Source organism: Sphingobacterium sp. xlx-96 (assembly GCF_011007365.1).
Taxonomy (GTDB): Bacteria; Bacteroidota; Bacteroidia; order Sphingobacteriales; family Sphingobacteriaceae; genus Sphingobacterium; species Sphingobacterium luzhongxinii.
This window is the reverse complement of the sequence record NZ_WFKM01000016.1, coordinates 78,300-93,354: the sequence shown is the minus strand read 5'-3', so window position 1 is coordinate 93,354 and position 15,055 is coordinate 78,300. Positions and strand designations below refer to the sequence as shown.

General features: G+C 38.8%; 14 protein-coding genes and 1 tRNA gene. 9 read left to right on the top strand and 6 right to left on the bottom strand.

Annotation, left to right across the window (positions count from 1 at the left end):
• Positions 1 to 164 precede the first annotated feature (164 nt).
• Together G7B20_RS18750 and G7B20_RS18745 are read left to right on the top strand one after the other, a co-directional pair.
• A complete protein-coding gene (locus G7B20_RS18750; RefSeq protein ID WP_164112956.1) occupies positions 165 to 734 on the top strand; it encodes a hypothetical protein in 570 nt (189 codons plus the stop codon).
• 56 nt (positions 735 to 790) lie between these two features.
• Positions 791 to 1,360 (top strand): hypothetical protein, encoded by a 570-nt coding sequence (locus tag G7B20_RS18745; RefSeq protein WP_164112955.1) that lies wholly within the window; start codon positions 791 to 793, stop codon positions 1,358 to 1,360.
• 180 nt (positions 1,361 to 1,540) lie between these two features.
• Here G7B20_RS18745 and G7B20_RS18740 read toward each other — a convergent pair whose 3' ends face one another.
• Positions 1,541 to 2,161, bottom strand: a complete 621-nt coding sequence (locus G7B20_RS18740) for a porin family protein (RefSeq protein WP_164112954.1) — start codon at positions 2,159 to 2,161, stop codon at positions 1,541 to 1,543.
• A 152-nt stretch (positions 2,162 to 2,313) separates the two neighbouring features.
• On the opposite strand from G7B20_RS18740, the gene G7B20_RS18735 reads away from it, so the two are divergent.
• Positions 2,314 to 2,384, top strand: a tRNA-Cys gene (locus tag G7B20_RS18735).
• 33 nt (positions 2,385 to 2,417) lie between these two features.
• On the top strand, positions 2,418 to 2,597 hold the full coding sequence (locus tag G7B20_RS18730) for a spore protein (RefSeq protein ID WP_164112953.1): 180 nt from the start codon (positions 2,418 to 2,420) through the stop codon (positions 2,595 to 2,597).
• Positions 2,598 to 2,751: 154 nt separating this feature from the next.
• Here G7B20_RS18730 and G7B20_RS18725 read toward each other — a convergent pair whose 3' ends face one another.
• Together G7B20_RS18725 and sppA are read right to left on the bottom strand one after the other, a co-directional pair.
• The gene (locus G7B20_RS18725) at positions 2,752 to 3,942 is read right to left on the bottom strand and encodes a phosphoglycerate kinase (RefSeq protein WP_164112952.1); all 1,191 of its coding nucleotides are present in this window, start codon (positions 3,940 to 3,942) and stop codon (positions 2,752 to 2,754) included.
• Positions 3,943 to 4,157: 215 nt separating this feature from the next.
• Positions 4,158 to 5,921: a signal peptide peptidase SppA gene (sppA, locus tag G7B20_RS18720; RefSeq protein ID WP_164112951.1), complete on the bottom strand. Its 1,764-nt coding sequence runs from the start codon at positions 5,919 to 5,921 to the stop codon at positions 4,158 to 4,160.
• Positions 5,922 to 6,074: 153 nt separating this feature from the next.
• Here sppA and folK point away from each other — a divergent pair, with 153 nt between their 5' ends.
• On the top strand, positions 6,075 to 6,560 hold the full coding sequence (gene folK / locus G7B20_RS18715; RefSeq protein ID WP_164112950.1) for a 2-amino-4-hydroxy-6-hydroxymethyldihydropteridine diphosphokinase: 486 nt from the start codon (positions 6,075 to 6,077) through the stop codon (positions 6,558 to 6,560).
• Between the two features lie 18 nt (positions 6,561 to 6,578).
• Entirely contained in the window at positions 6,579 to 6,947 is a 369-nt protein-coding gene (locus G7B20_RS18710; RefSeq protein WP_164112949.1) for an Hpt domain-containing protein, read from the top strand.
• Between the two features lie 59 nt (positions 6,948 to 7,006).
• On the opposite strand, the gene G7B20_RS18705 is transcribed toward G7B20_RS18710, so the two are convergent.
• The 3 genes from G7B20_RS18705 to alaS form a co-directional block, all read right to left on the bottom strand.
• Positions 7,007 to 7,696, bottom strand: coding sequence for a response regulator transcription factor (locus tag G7B20_RS18705; RefSeq protein WP_164112948.1), 690 nt, complete (start codon positions 7,694 to 7,696; stop codon positions 7,007 to 7,009).
• Positions 7,697 to 7,801: 105 nt separating this feature from the next.
• A complete protein-coding gene (locus tag G7B20_RS18700) occupies positions 7,802 to 8,905 on the bottom strand; it encodes a TlpA disulfide reductase family protein (protein ID WP_164112947.1) in 1,104 nt (367 codons plus the stop codon).
• Between the two features lie 18 nt (positions 8,906 to 8,923).
• Positions 8,924 to 11,536: an alanine--tRNA ligase gene (gene alaS / locus G7B20_RS18695; RefSeq protein ID WP_164112946.1), complete on the bottom strand. Its 2,613-nt coding sequence runs from the start codon at positions 11,534 to 11,536 to the stop codon at positions 8,924 to 8,926.
• Between the two features lie 362 nt (positions 11,537 to 11,898).
• Between alaS and G7B20_RS18690 the strand changes: the two genes are divergently transcribed.
• The 3 genes from G7B20_RS18690 to G7B20_RS18680 all read left to right on the top strand — a co-directional run bounded on the left by G7B20_RS18690 (position 11,899) and on the right by G7B20_RS18680 (position 15,051).
• Entirely contained in the window at positions 11,899 to 12,747 is an 849-nt protein-coding gene (locus G7B20_RS18690; RefSeq protein ID WP_164112945.1) for a universal stress protein, read from the top strand.
• Between the two features lie 12 nt (positions 12,748 to 12,759).
• Positions 12,760 to 13,620 (top strand): universal stress protein, encoded by an 861-nt coding sequence (locus G7B20_RS18685; RefSeq protein ID WP_164112944.1) that lies wholly within the window; start codon positions 12,760 to 12,762, stop codon positions 13,618 to 13,620.
• Positions 13,621 to 13,716: 96 nt separating this feature from the next.
• Entirely contained in the window at positions 13,717 to 15,051 is a 1,335-nt protein-coding gene (locus G7B20_RS18680; RefSeq protein WP_164112943.1) for an OmpA family protein, read from the top strand.
• Positions 15,052 to 15,055: the final 4 nt, after the last annotated feature.

Below are 15,055 nucleotides of genomic sequence, written 5' to 3'. Positions count from 1 at the left end.
AGCACAGGAAAAGGCACTTCTAACAATGTATGGTGATCTGATAAACCTATACAAAACCAATAGAAGTACAGATGCCAATCAAAACACCGATTTTAAAAACCTGAAGCTGGACCCGAATGGGATACCAACTTATAATTTCTGTATTTAATTTAAAAAACAAAATCATGAAAAAAATAATTTTGACACTGACCATCATACTCGCTCTAGGCCTGTCCGCAAATGCACAGATATTTTTACAAGGGCAAGCGGTAATTCCCTTTAACAGTATTGCAAACAGCCAGCTATTCCCTGAGTCCAATAGATTAGATATGGATATGGCATTTGCAAAATTGGACTCGCTAGGTATTAAAACCTATCCAAAAAATGCAGGAGAAATGGCGGGTGAATTCTGGTGGATCGACGGGATGCTGGTGCAGTTGGTAAGCAGGAAGCTGACACCGACCTATAAAGCGGATGATCTAAGTAAAATAAGATACGCCATGCGGCCGGAAATGTCTAACATGGTAGGATACCCCAAAAACAGAACGAACTATGATGATTATTTCGATGAGGTGAAAGATATTAACAATTTCGAAGTGTTGATCCATTACTACAGAACAAAGTCCTTTGAAAAAAATTTTCAAATTCAGGATAATCAGAATCGGTATAAAGTGTTTGGAACAGTTTATAGCCTGGACCATCAAAAAGCACATAATCTGATCGATACTTTACTGGAAAGTATAACTTTTAAATAAAGCCGATGAAAAGCAGGATTAAGTTTTTTTGAATATTTGGCTAAATTTTTCGAAAGATGAAAAAAATAATTTTGACACTGACCATCATACTCGCTCTAGGCCTGTCCGCAAATGCACAGATATTTTTACAAGGGCTAAATGTAATTCCCTTTAACAGTATTGCAAACAGCCAGCTATTCCCTGAGTCCAATAGATTAGATATGGATATGGCATTTGCAAAATTGGACTCGCTAGGTATTAAAGCCTACCCAAAAAATGCCGCAGAAATGGCAGGTGAATTCTGGTGGATCGACGGGATGCTGGTTCAGTTGATAAGCAGGAAGCTAACACCGACCTATAAGGCAGATGATCTAGGTAAAAAAAGATACTCCATGCGGCCGGATATTTCTACCATGGTAGGACACCCCAAAAAAAGGACTTATTACGATGATCATTTTGATGACGTGAAAAATATCAACAATTTCGAAGTGTTGATCCATTACTACAGAACAAAATCTTTTGAAAAAAATTTTCAAATTCAGGATAACCAAAATCGGTATAAAGTCTTTGGAACAGTTTATAGCCTGGACCATCAAAAAGCACATAATCTGATCGATACTTTACTGGAAAGTATAACTTTTAAATAAAGCCGATGAAAAGCAGGATTAAGTTTTTTCTGCATATCAGGCTAAATTTTTCGAAACATGAAAAAAAAAATCGCTTAATCTAACAGACAAGATTTGTTAGTCTTATATCATATTCCCTTTAAAACAAAAAGCCCCTTGGATTTAGTCCAAGAGGCTTTTCCCCTTTAATGAGCGTAATTACTACAATTGAAAACCTATACCAAAAGACCAAACCCGATTCGACTGAGTATCTGAAACTTTTGGGTTAATATCGGTCATTCCTAAGTTATAACCTGCATTAATAAGAAAACCATTATTCATTTTATAACCTAACATGAAGTTTGCTCCAGCATCAAATAACTTGATATCCTTATCACTGCCAATTTTCAAATCTGTATCTCCAGTATAGGATACTAGATTACCTACATTTCCTTTAATTTTATCTTTTCCACTCACATTAAATCCTACATAAGGACCCGCTCCCAAAAATACCGAACCAGAGGCTCCAGTTGGTATATAATACACAGCATTAACAGGAACTTCAATCGACATCACATTTCTTGTAAGTGTATTATCACTATTCCCTACTTCAACTTTAGCGCCTTTACCTTGTAAAGATACCCCTGGCTGAATCGAAAACTGAGATGCAACTGGTAAATCTGCAAAACCTGTTACGTAAAAGGAAGTATTATTCTTCTGTTGATCTGCCCAGTTTGAGTATTTACCCAGATTTACTCCTGCTTTCACGCCGTAACCAATTTGGGCCTGAGCTCCAACTGCTGTCAATAATGCAACTCCTAATGTTAGTAAAACTTTTTTCATAACCATTTTTTTAAAATTCAATTATAAATAATGAGTTGAACAGACAACTCTACGGATCTATCTATTCAAATTTGATACCAAAAAATGTTTTTATATTTAATTTTGCTTTTTCAAATTTTAAGTTTACTTTTGCATGCCCAGTAAGGGTAAAGGGTCGGATGGCCGAGTGGCTAGGCTGAGGTCTGCAAAACCTCCTACAGCGGTTCGAATCCGCTTCCGACCTCGTTTTCAACGTACAATAAAATATTATAATAAAATGGGAGTTACACGTTTAAAAAGAAAAGACAGAAGAAACAAAACTGTTTCACGTGTTGAAGTTCAGTTTCTAAGTTTAGGTCGTAACATTGAACTAGGTTCACGTTCAAAAATGCCTAAGCATAGCCAAATTACTAAAAATGACGAGATCTTAAATAAATTAGCTGCTGAGGCTAAATAAGCTCAATTTAAAGATAAAAGAAAAGGGATATATCACATTGATATATCCCTTTTCTTTTATACCTCCTCCGAACGAAAAACTGCATAAAAAAAGTCATTTCGATTGTTCCGAAGTTCAATCGAAATGACCTTAAGATTGCTATCTATTTATTTGCTTATTTGTTAATTGCAGCAACTCCAGGAAGTTCCTTACCTTCCATGTATTCCAGCAAAGCACCGCCACCTGTACTCACATAACTGACATGTTCAGTCATCCCAAATTTTGCTACCGCAGCAGCAGAATCTCCACCACCAATCAAAGAAAAAGCACCTCGTTCTGTCGCAGCTACCACCGCATCGGCAACAGCTTTTGTACCTTTAGCGAAGGTGTCAAACTCAAAAACCCCCATCGGCCCATTCCACAATAAGGTATTGGATGCTGAAATTACTTCTGCAAAATGTCTAGATGATTCGGCACCGATATCCAATCCCTCACGATCGGCAGGAATCTGATCATTTGGACCGTCATATGTATTAGCGTCATTAGAGAAACCATCGGCAATCTGCGCGTCTGTGGGCAGAACTAAATTGACACCTTTCTCCTCCGCCTTTTTAACCAACTCATTAGCTAGATCTAATTTATCCAGTTCCACTAAAGACTTCCCGATCTCACCGCCTCTAGCTTTAACAAATGTATAAGCCATCCCGCCGCCGATGATAAGATTATCCACCTTATCCAAAAGTGCTTCAATCAATTGTATTTTATCAGAAACCTTAGCTCCACCCATGATTGCTGTAAACGGTCTATTTGGATGATTAAGAACTTTCTCTGCATTATTCAATTCTCCAGCCATTAGATACCCAAAATACTTCGCTTCTGGAAAAAACTGTGCTATGATTGCTGTAGATGCATGCGCACGATGTGCCGTACCGAATGCATCATTTACGTATACATCTCCTAATTGCGCGAGCTTTTCAGCAAATGCTGTGTCTCCCTTTTCTTCTTCTTTATGGAAGCGGAGATTCTCCAATAACAAAACCTCTCCTGCTTTCAGACTGGAAGCCTTCTCAACAGCTTCTGCTCCGATACAATCATTCGCAAATTGCACCTCTACCCCCAACACTTTAGAAAGATGAGACACAATATGCTTCAGTGAATATTTTTCAGTCGGGCCATCCTTTGGTCTACCTAAATGAGACATCAATACCACAGCTCCCCCATCGTTAAGAATTTTCTTAATCGTTGGCGTAGCGCCCTGTATTCTATTATCGTCCGTAATATTAAAATTTTCATCCAAAGGAACATTAAAGTCAACGCGGATTAATGCCTTCTTACCAGAAAAATTTAAATCGTCAATTGTTTTCATATGTGTATAATTATTTATGCGTGCTTGTTTTCATCTGTATAAATGAGCTCGTTTCACTCGAATTGTTTTTTAATGGTCATATGGAATACTCCTGGTCTCTGTGCTTCGCTAAACAGGAGTATTTCATTCGAATATATTTCAGAATTAAGTTGATTTAAGACGTAAACTTAGAAAAAATGTATTGCATTCACCAGTACGCCATAAAAAAAAACAGATTAATAAATTTCTATACTGTACGGCAAGCGCGCCTGTATACCGGTATTTTTTAACACCTTGCTCACATCCAATAAATATTTCTGATATTCACCCAATTCCTCGCCAAACAACCACATTTTAACCTTGTCCTTCGAAGAGGATAATATACTGGCAAAAGGGTCTTCTTTTTCCGGGAGTTCTATAATTTGATAATCCTCCAGTTTAGCTTTAGCAGCAGCAGCGCCAATGGCACGCTGTAAATTACCGATTGCGTCCACCAAACCCAACTCAAGCGCCTGCTTGCCGGTCCAGACCCGCCCCTGACCAATACTATCCACCTCCGCAAAGGCCATCTTCCTACCATTCGCAACCCGTTCCATAAACGTAGCATAAGTCCTATTCACTTCCATTTGTATTATCGAACGTTCCTCCGCTGATAGCGGTTTATCTGGATTAGACATTAGACTGGAGAATTTACCCGTATTGACTTCGTCAATGTGGATACCAAGCTTATTATTTAATAGACCTTTAAAGTTAGGAATCAGACCGAAAACACCGATAGAACCCGTTAATGTATTTGACTCTGCAAAGATAGAATCTGCTGCTGCAGCAATATAATAGCCTCCGGAAGCCGCATAATCCCCCATAGATACGATAACAGGCTTCTCTTTTTTAGTAAGCTCGACCTCTCTCCATATGATATCTGAAGCCAAAGCAGATCCTCCTCCAGAATTGACACGTAACACCACCGCTTTAATATCTTTGTCCCGACGTAATTTGCGTATCTGCCGAGATAATTTATCGCCACCAATCTGTCCGATAGTACCTTCACCATCGACAATATCTCCATAAGCATATAGCACAGCTATCTTAGCCGCAGCAGAATTCCCTTTCGAACTACCGCTATACTTCAATATAGAGACCGATGAAATATCTTTATCTTCAGCGATATCTAGTCTTTTCTTCAATGCACTAAGCAGTTCATCTTTATATAATTTCCCATCAACAAACTTATATCGAATGGCGTCATCTGCATTTCGGATCAGGTAATCGTCTGCAATACGCTTTAACGAATCCACAGATTGCTTTCTCGACTGCGCAATGTCCGTTAAAAAAGAATCATAAATACTTCCTAAATATGAAGTGACCTGTTCTCTATTTGCAGGACTCATTTCATTAAGCATAAAAGGTTCGACAGCAGATTTATATGTCCCAACTTTAATCACTTGCATCTCTACCCCCAGCTTATCCATCGCTTCTTTCATAAATACTACCGATGAACTGAGCCCTCGAAAATCCAACGCCCCTTGTGGATTAATATAAATACTGTCCGCAACTGTAGATAGGTAATACGCCTTTTGAGAATACCCCTCACTGTAAGCTACAATAAACTTTTTAGACTCTTTGAAATCCAACAATGCATCTCTTATAGCCTTTAAGCTCGCAAAGCCCACTCCTACCGAGGCTGGATTTAGATATATTCCTTTTATGTTAACGTCTGTTTTTGCGGCCTTTATCCGTGCAACTATATCATTTAGACCGATTGACCTCTCTATATTATACAATGGAAGATTTAAATCTCCAAAGGGATTACTCTCCGTCTTCTCCACAATATCATAATCGAAAGAAAGATACAAGACCGATTTGGCGGGAGCGACCGTTGTGGTGGGCTCGGAAGATTGTTGAACCAACACACCAATGAATACCAAAAACAGAAAGAATAAGATGACACTCGTAATTAGTATCCCCGTGATAGTAGCTAGCACTTGTTTAATAAAATTCATATATTTTGTCTTTTAAAGCCCGTATGGAATGCTTATTGATATATCTGTGCTTAATACAGGCGCATTTCATAAATTATCTTTTTACAGACTAAATTTACTGTATTAATTTGATTTTGCAGAATATAAAGCACCAATATCGTATTTTAGTAGCGCATGAATAAAATCTATATTTTATTGGGTGCCAATTTAGGAGATCCTATCGCTCAACTCGCAAAAGCATCCGTCCTTTTGAAGGATAAAATTGGCCCGGTAATTACGCAATCTTCTGTCTATGAATCACAAGGATGGGGGGTCGAAGACCAGCCTTTGTTCTACAATCAAGCTTTGATCATCCAAACGAACCTTGACAAGCATGAGTGTCTTAGGGTTTGCCAAGAAATAGAAATAGAATTGGGACGGGTGCGTCTAGTCAAGTGGGGAGCCAGACTGATAGATATTGATATCATATACTTCAATGAAGAGGTATATGAGTCCGAAAATCTCCGCATCCCACATCCTCTTTTACAATTCAGGAATTTCGTACTGATTCCTCTTTGCGAGATTGCTGAAAATTACCTACACCCCGTCCTGTTGAAGACTACAGGACAGTTACTAGCGACATCTAAAGACAAGCTACCTGTCCATAGAGTAAAACAATAGCATAAAAACGACTGTATCATGAACTATAAAATCATAAAACCAGAGACTATCCAGAAATCAATGATGGGAAACCCTGAAATGATAAAACAGTTTATTGCTATTTATCTGGAACAAAGCCCTATCGATTTTCAAACACTCGAGTTGAGCTTAACGGCAAGTGACAAACAGGCGATAGGTGACAACGCGCATCATATCAAACCCACGATGGAATACATTGGTGCATCTTCTCTTCGGGTAGCTTTTCAAGATTTAGAAAACATGAGTAAATCCGATCTAAAAATCGAATTGATACAGGAAAAATTTGAAGAGATAAAACCTGTTTTTCAATTGATGATAGAAGAATTAAAGTCTTTTTCGAAAGAAATTAGCGACCCGATAAAAAAATAAAGGGTAAAATTATAAATCTCTTATAATTTTACCCTTCCCATATATTTAGTTAAGCACAGCTAACTAAGGTCAAACTTGTATCCTACACCTTTTACCGTTGACACATAATTGTCACCTATTTTTTCCCGGAGCTTTCGGATATGAACATCGATAGTTCTATTGGTGACTACTACAGAATCTTCCCAGATAGCCTTTAATATCTGTTCACGCGTATACACTTTATTTGGCTTAGAAGCCAATAGATAAAGTAATTCGAATTCCTTTTTTGCGAGTACGATTTTATCTTCGCCTCGATATACTAAAAAAGAATCCCGATCGATGACTAAGTCTGCTATCTCCAATTTATCCGATGGTTCGTCGACAGATTCTTGTGAATTTCGTCTTAAGATCGCATTGATTCTGGACATTAAGGCTCTAGGTTTGATCGGTTTTGCAATATAATCATCCGCTCCAACATGAAAACCAGCTATTTCAGAATACTCTTCACTTCTGGCAGTCAAAAACACCATAAACGTATGTTTGAATTCGGGCAACGAACGCATGATTCTACATGCCTCTATACCATCCATCACTGGCATCATAACATCCAAAATGATCAGGTCAGGACTAACCTCTTTTGCTTTATCAATTGCTAGTTTACCATTCGATGCCGTGTAGACCTGGTAGCCTTCCTTATTTAAGTTGTAGGAAATGAGATCTAAGATATCGTGCTCATCATCCACCACAAGTATTTTTTGCTTGGCGCTCATATTAGTTTTTTTGCTAAAGTATGTACTTTATGGTAAGATAAAGTTAATCAAATGTTATGAAATTATTAACCATTAAAAATAACTTAATAAATTAATAAACTTCGTCTAATTCAAAGTCTGCTCTAAGAATGCTTCCAAATCGGTCCCTCTCAAATTTTTCCCTACGATATTACCGGCCGGATCCACAATAACGGAAGCTGGAATCGCTTTTATCCGATAATTTATCACGAGATCAGAACTCCAAGCCTTAAGATCTGAGATATTGGTCCATGTTAATTTATCCTCCTCTACTGCGCGCATCCAAGAGCCCGGGTTGTTGTCCAGAGAGACTCCAAGAACTGTAAAGTTCTTATCCTTATAGCTGTTGTACACCCGTACAATATTTGGATTTTCCTTACGACAAGGTACGCACCAGGATGCCCAAAAATCTACGAGCACATACTTTCCTTTAAAATCGGAAAGTTTGACGGTTTTGTTATCAGGGGTGTAGGCCACAATTTCCGGAGCAGGCTGACCTATTGCTAGCTTACGCAATTTAGCTACTTCTTCTTTAAATTGAGTCACTGTTCCATTATCCGAAAAAAGATCGCCCAACTCATCCACATAAGCGATTAACTCATTTTCTGCGACATCTGGATCAAGGCTACTCATAGCGTAAAAACCAGCTAAATTATCCTTATTCGCTTTAGCAAAAGCCGTTGCCTGTTGTGTGAAAGAAGCCATTTCATTGCGATACTGCGCCATATAATCTGCACGTAAGCTTTCAATTTCTACTTCGGTCTTGTTGACCATCCGCTTTACAAAATCCCCTTGTAATGAATCTTCCAAAAACTCCTTCCGCTGCTTTATTGGAGCAAAATCCCGCAATACTGCCGAAAGCTCCGAACCATCCACCTGATAAGTTTCAGGGCTATTTTGAAGATCAGATCTAAAAATCAGGCTTTCCCCCGGAGAGATAATAACCGGATATCTATTTTTTCCCACTTCTAATGTCAATAGACGAGGTTGTGTTGCTGTCCGTTCAAATTTAAATTTATTTTGATCGCTCAAAAAAACAGAATCCAGCTTACGATCACCTTCATAAAATGCTACAACTTTAACATTCCCTGGATTCAATATTTCGCCAGAAATGGCTATGGTTTCCTTATTAGAGCATCCCCATAGGCCAATCCCTACAATGGAAAATAGAAAAATGCAAAACTTGTTCATACAATATATTATAAAACACTAAACGATAAAATCCTTAGCACGTCCTATTGCCTTTGCTAAACCACTTATATCCTTGCCTCCTGCAGTTGCGAAGAAAGGTTGTCCGCCCCCACCACCTTGGATATCTTTTGCCAGATCACGTACGATAGCACCTGCATTCAACCCGCGCTCTTTCACCAATTCTTCAGAGACTACAACAGTCAGACTAGGTTTACCATCAATACTCGCTCCCAAAACTACGAAGAGGTTGTTCATAGCCCCCTTCAATGCGTAGGCTAATGTCTTAACCGCATCAGCAGTTGGTAGGTCTACCTGTGTTGCCAAAAAGTTAATACCATTAATAACCTCTAGCTTTTCGTTCAATTCATTTTTGAGAGACAGCGAACGCTCCTTTAAGAAATTATCAATTTCCTTTTTCAACGATCCATTCTCCTCCATAATCTTGGTTACAGCTGAAACAAAATCTTTCGGATTGTTTAATATTTCCTTCATATGCTGGAAAAGCTCAAAATGTTCGCGGATAACAGCTGCAGCCTTTGTTCCTGTTATTGCCTCTATCCTCCTAACACCTGCGGCTACCGCAGACTCAGAAACAATTTTAAAGAAACCAATCTGACCTGTTGCCTTAACGTGCGTTCCCCCACAAAGTTCTTTGGAATATTGATCATCAAAAGTTATAACGCGCACATAATCGCCATACTTTTCTCCAAAAAGAGCTGTGACACCCGAATTAACAGCTTCTTGATACGGCACTTGTCTTTCTTCCTTCAACGGAATATTAGCACGAATTTTAGCATTTACGATATCTTCAACTGCTTTTATCTCTTCGTAAGTTATTTTCGCAAAATGCGAAATATCAAACCGCAAAATATCCGCAGATACTAATGATCCTTTTTGATTTACGTGCTCACCCAATACTTCTTTCAATGCAGCATGTAGCAAATGGGTGGCCGAGTGGTTACTAGCTGTATCGATACGCTTAGCTACATCAACTTGAGCTTCGAAGGTTGTGTCTATTTCCTCGGGAAGCTGATCTACAAAATGTACGATAAGTCCATTCTCTTTCTTGGTGTCGGTTACTTTTATTTTCTCACCACGCGCTGAAATTAAGAGTCCTGAATCTCCGACCTGACCTCCTCCTTCTGCATAAAATGGTGTAACAGACAACACCAACTGAAACTGATCCTTACCTTTGGCGCTGACCTTACGATACTTCAATATTTCCGTATTCGCCTGCAGACTGTCATACCCAACAAATTCAATATCATCTTCTTCATTGACCACAATCCAATCGCCCGTATCGATCACGGTAGCCGCTCTTGATCTTTCTTTTTGAATTTGCAAAGCACGGTCAAATGCTTCCATATCGACAGCTAAGCCCTTTTCGCGTGCTAGAAGCTCCGTCAGATCGATTGGAAAACCATAAGTATCAAATAGCTCGAAGGCAAACTCACCATCAATGACCTGATGTCCTTCAGTATAATTTTCAAAACGCTGTATGCCTGTTGTCAAAGTCCGCAAAAATGAAATTTCTTCCTCTAGCACTACTTTTTCGACGAAGTCCTGCTGTTGGTACAACTCATCAAAGACACCTTTGAATTGTCCCGCCAAAACAGGCACCAGTTCATGGAAAAATGGTTGTTTAAAGTTAAGGAAGGTATACGCATAACGTACCGCCCTTCTCAGGATTCTACGGATAACATATCCTGCTTTATTATTTGAAGGCAGTTGTCCATCGGCGATTGCAAAACTAACGGCACGAATATGGTCAGACAACACCCGCATAGCAACGTCCGATTTTTCATCCGCACCATACGCTATTCCTGATTTCTCTGCAATAAAAGAGATTAAAGGTTGAAATACATCGGTATCATAGTTCGAAGTTTTGCCCTGAATAGCGCGTACCAATCGTTCGAATCCCATACCAGTATCTACGTGCTTTGCAGGGAGTGGTTCCAACGTTCCGTTTTTTAAACGGTTGAACTGCATAAAAACCAGGTTCCAGACCTCAATTACCTGTGGGTGGTCTGCATTAACGAGTTCCTGTCCCTTTTGGTTAGTACGCTCTTCATCCGTCCGCATATCATAGTGGATTTCAGAACACGGTCCACAAGGCCCCATATCCCCCATTTCCCAAAAATTATCCTTTTTATTCCCCAATAAAATACGATCTTCAGCAATAAATTCTTTCCAAAAATCATAGGCTTCTTGATCACGGACCAACCCCTCTGAATCATCTCCTTCAAAAATCGTCACATACAATCTATCTTTATCAAGTTTATACACCGAGGTAAACAACTCCCAAGCCCATGCAATCGCGTCTTTCTTAAAATAATCCCCAAAAGACCAATTCCCCAACATCTCAAATAAGGTGTGGTGGTAGGTATCGATACCTACTTCCTCCAAATCATTGTGCTTGCCAGATACCCGCAAACAGCGCTGTGTATCCGCTATTCGCGAATATTTAACAACAGCCTCACCTAAAAACAAATCTTTAAACTGATTCATTCCAGCGTTGGTAAACATTAATGTCGGGTCATTTTTCACCACTACAGGTGCTGATGGAACGATATGATGGGATCTATTTTTGAAAAATTCTAAAAACGCCTCGCGTATTTCTCTACTGGTCATGAAATTTATTTTAAAGTTATAGTAGTTATAAAAGTGATGTAAGTGATGAAGGTGTCTTTCATAACCGTCGTAACCTCTGTCACCATTGTAACTTTATTTTATAAGACGCCAAATTTACTCAAAATAGAGCGCTATTACAATTGATTTTTTCAGCTCCTATATCGCTTTACATCAAAACAACAAAATATTTCCAGCCCCCTATTAGAAATAGCAAACATCTATCACGGATCGATCTTACCTCAATACATTTACATCTTAGCGAATGTGATTAATATCTCTTTTAAAGCTAACCCTAATCACTAAAAAGTCAATTTATATTAGTAAATTTATTCTTTCTTACGATGTAGATAGTTAGCAGAAATATGATAAAGAAAATAATAGTCCCTACAGACTTTTCAGACAACGCTTTAAGCGCCACAAAATACGCGTGTAAGCTCGCCGTTCAAAACAATTATGCCGTTCACCTTTTCCATTGTTACACTTCTAACTCTGCTCTGTTTGAAGAAGAAAAGGAAAACAATGAAACCAATATACCTTTATTAAAGGCAGATATATTGATATTGGAGCTCAAAGAGCTTTTACAAAAAGAATACCCCTTGGTTAACTTTGAAACCACCTGCACCAGCGGCCTTATAGCGGAAGTCCTGCCAACCATTGCTGTGGCCCCTCAATACGCATTAATCGTTATGGGTACCACCGGCACTGGAAAAGGAAAATCTATCGTATGGGGCAGTAATACAAGTAGTATTACCACCAAAGCAAAGGTTCCGGTGATAGCCATACCCAATAACACAGATAGCTTCGCTTTACAGCATGTAGGAATGCTCACTAATTTCAAGGTAGAGGAATTAGATACTTTAAAAGAATACTTAACCTTAGTAGGCCCAATAGAAAACCTTGACATCATCCACGTTTTTAGAGATTCAAAAGACAGCAACGAAATTGAGCAACATCTAGACACATGGTCTTTTAACATCAAAAATTTAGATGGCACTGAAAATGTAAGGAGTCTGGCTCAACCTATACACATCGACGATGAAAATCTAGACAGCATCCCCGAGGTTATCAATCATATCATTAAAGAAAACAACTATGATATGCTTGTTGTTACAAAAACACGAAAATCATTCTTTGAACGACTTTTCAGAACATCGGTCTCGAAAGAAATTGTGCTTGATTTAGAACGTCCTACTTTTTTTGACAATAATTAACACTCAAATACCATGGTAAAAAAAATACTTATCCCAGTAGACTTTTCAGAATATTCAAATAAAGCCGTTGAATACGCGCTTCAGCTTTCTAAAATAACAAAACACGATTTCGTGTTGATTCATGTTTTTACAGACCACAGTAATGTATATCATAATTCGACAGAGGACATAAACCTTGTCGACCCAAGAGTAGGCTCTGCAAAGCGAGCGATGGAAAAACTAATCGCTGAATTAAATGAGAACGCACCAGATGTCTTGGTGAGCAGTATCTTTACGAACGGAAACCTTTATGAAGAAATAGGAAAAATAGTCTCCCCCGAAACCTACGATGCCATCATCATGGGGACCAAAGGCTCTTCTGGCCTGGACGCAATGTTAATCGGCTCCAACATGTTTGACGTATTCCTCAACACAAACACACCTGTACTAGCCATCCCATTTCAGGAAAAGAAATACAAAACTGAAAAAATAGGACTATTGTGCAATTTCAAAGATGGTGAAATCGCAGTTCTGAAACAAGCAACAGCACTTTACGGGACAAATTTCGAATTGGTATTAATACATATCAATACTTCTGATGATAGCATCAAAAATCTTGATAGCAAGTTCGGTCAATTTATCGAGCGCATCATTGCTGAAACAGGTATTGACAATATCTCCTATATCATCAAAGCTCAAGCATTTTTTATCCAATATAAGGAAGACATTTCATCGGCAATAGATTCTGTAATCGCAGACGAGTTATTGGATGTTTTACTTGTCACCAAGAGTAAAAAAGGATTTTTAAGAAAAATAGTTGAAGAAAACATCGTTAAACGGATGGCCTATCAGATTCAAATCCCAAAATTCTTCGCGCGCTCCACTGCCTTGTAGATTTCAATCCACAAGGTCGCTATTTTAAAGTGAGCCACTTGTTCTTTGTCTATGGCAAAGCAGTAGTTTTACCCGATCATCTTTAAAAAATTAAATATGGAAAATAAAAATTTACGCAATTTATCATGGGTTATCGCAGCTGGATTAATCAGTAGCACATCTTACGGACAAACTTTAAACAACGCCAGCTCGACTCCGTTCGCAGGTTCATCCACCTACAAAACATGGTCAATAGGAGTAAATGCAGGTCTTTTAAACCAGACGAACTTATTTCACTTCAACCGCGAAGGCTTTGATAAAATGGACAACAATGTAGGATACAGCGTTTACATTAAGAAACATATTTCCCCATCCTTTGGCTTAAAAGCCCAATACTTAGGTGGTAAATTAGGTGGTACCAATGAGAATGCTTCAGGCAACCAATTCTCTAAGTTTGAGACAAAGACACCTTGGTCTGGAGCATTATCTGCGGAGTGGACCATGGCCAACACAGACTGGATGTTCTTAAACAATGTTATCAAACCCTATGCGGCAATTGGTTTGGGTGCCTTAAATTATGAAACCACTAATATAGCCAGCAATGCAACCTATATTTCCGATTCGAAGACAAAACTATACGTGCCTATAGATGCAGGTTTGAAATTTGCGGTCGCCAAAGGAATTAATCTAGACCTTGGTTATCAAATCAACTGGGCTAACAAAGATTTTAACGGTATCGTTTCAGGGGCTATTAAAGAGGATCTGTTCACTTACATGCATGCAGGTATCGAAATCGCTCTTGGCGGAAAAGAAAAACCATTTTTAGCGCAGAGTAACCCTGTGGCAACACTAGTGAATGATACAAACAAAAAATACGACGCTTTAAAGGCAGAAAAAGACGCTTTAGCAGCTTCAAATGCACAGCTAAAACTACAATTAGATGAACTTGCTGCCGATCTAAGAGATGATGATGGTGATGGTGTAGCTAATAAATTTGACAAATGTCCGAACACACCTACAGGTGTAAAAGTTGATGGTGCAGGCTGTACATTGCCTGAGATGAAAAATGAAACTAAGGTAATCGAGAAAATCATCGTAACCGAAGAAGACAGAAAGGTCGTTGATGAAGCCATCAAAAACCTAGAGTTTGACTTAGGTAAAGCTACTATACGTTCTACATCACATGCTTCGTTAAATCGCGTAGCTTCTTTATTAATTGAGAAGAACTTCAGTTTAAAATTAGCCGGTCATACCGACAATACCGGTTCTTTACAGACCAATTTACGTCTGTCCAAAGAACGTGCAGAATCAGTAAAAGCCTACTTGGTTTCTAAAGGCGCAAATGCCTCACGTATTGAAGCTGTTGGCTACGGTCCTAACCAACCGATAGCAACCAATGCTACAGCCGAAGGTCGTCAACAAAACCGCCGTGTAGAGTTCACGTTATTCTAATAGA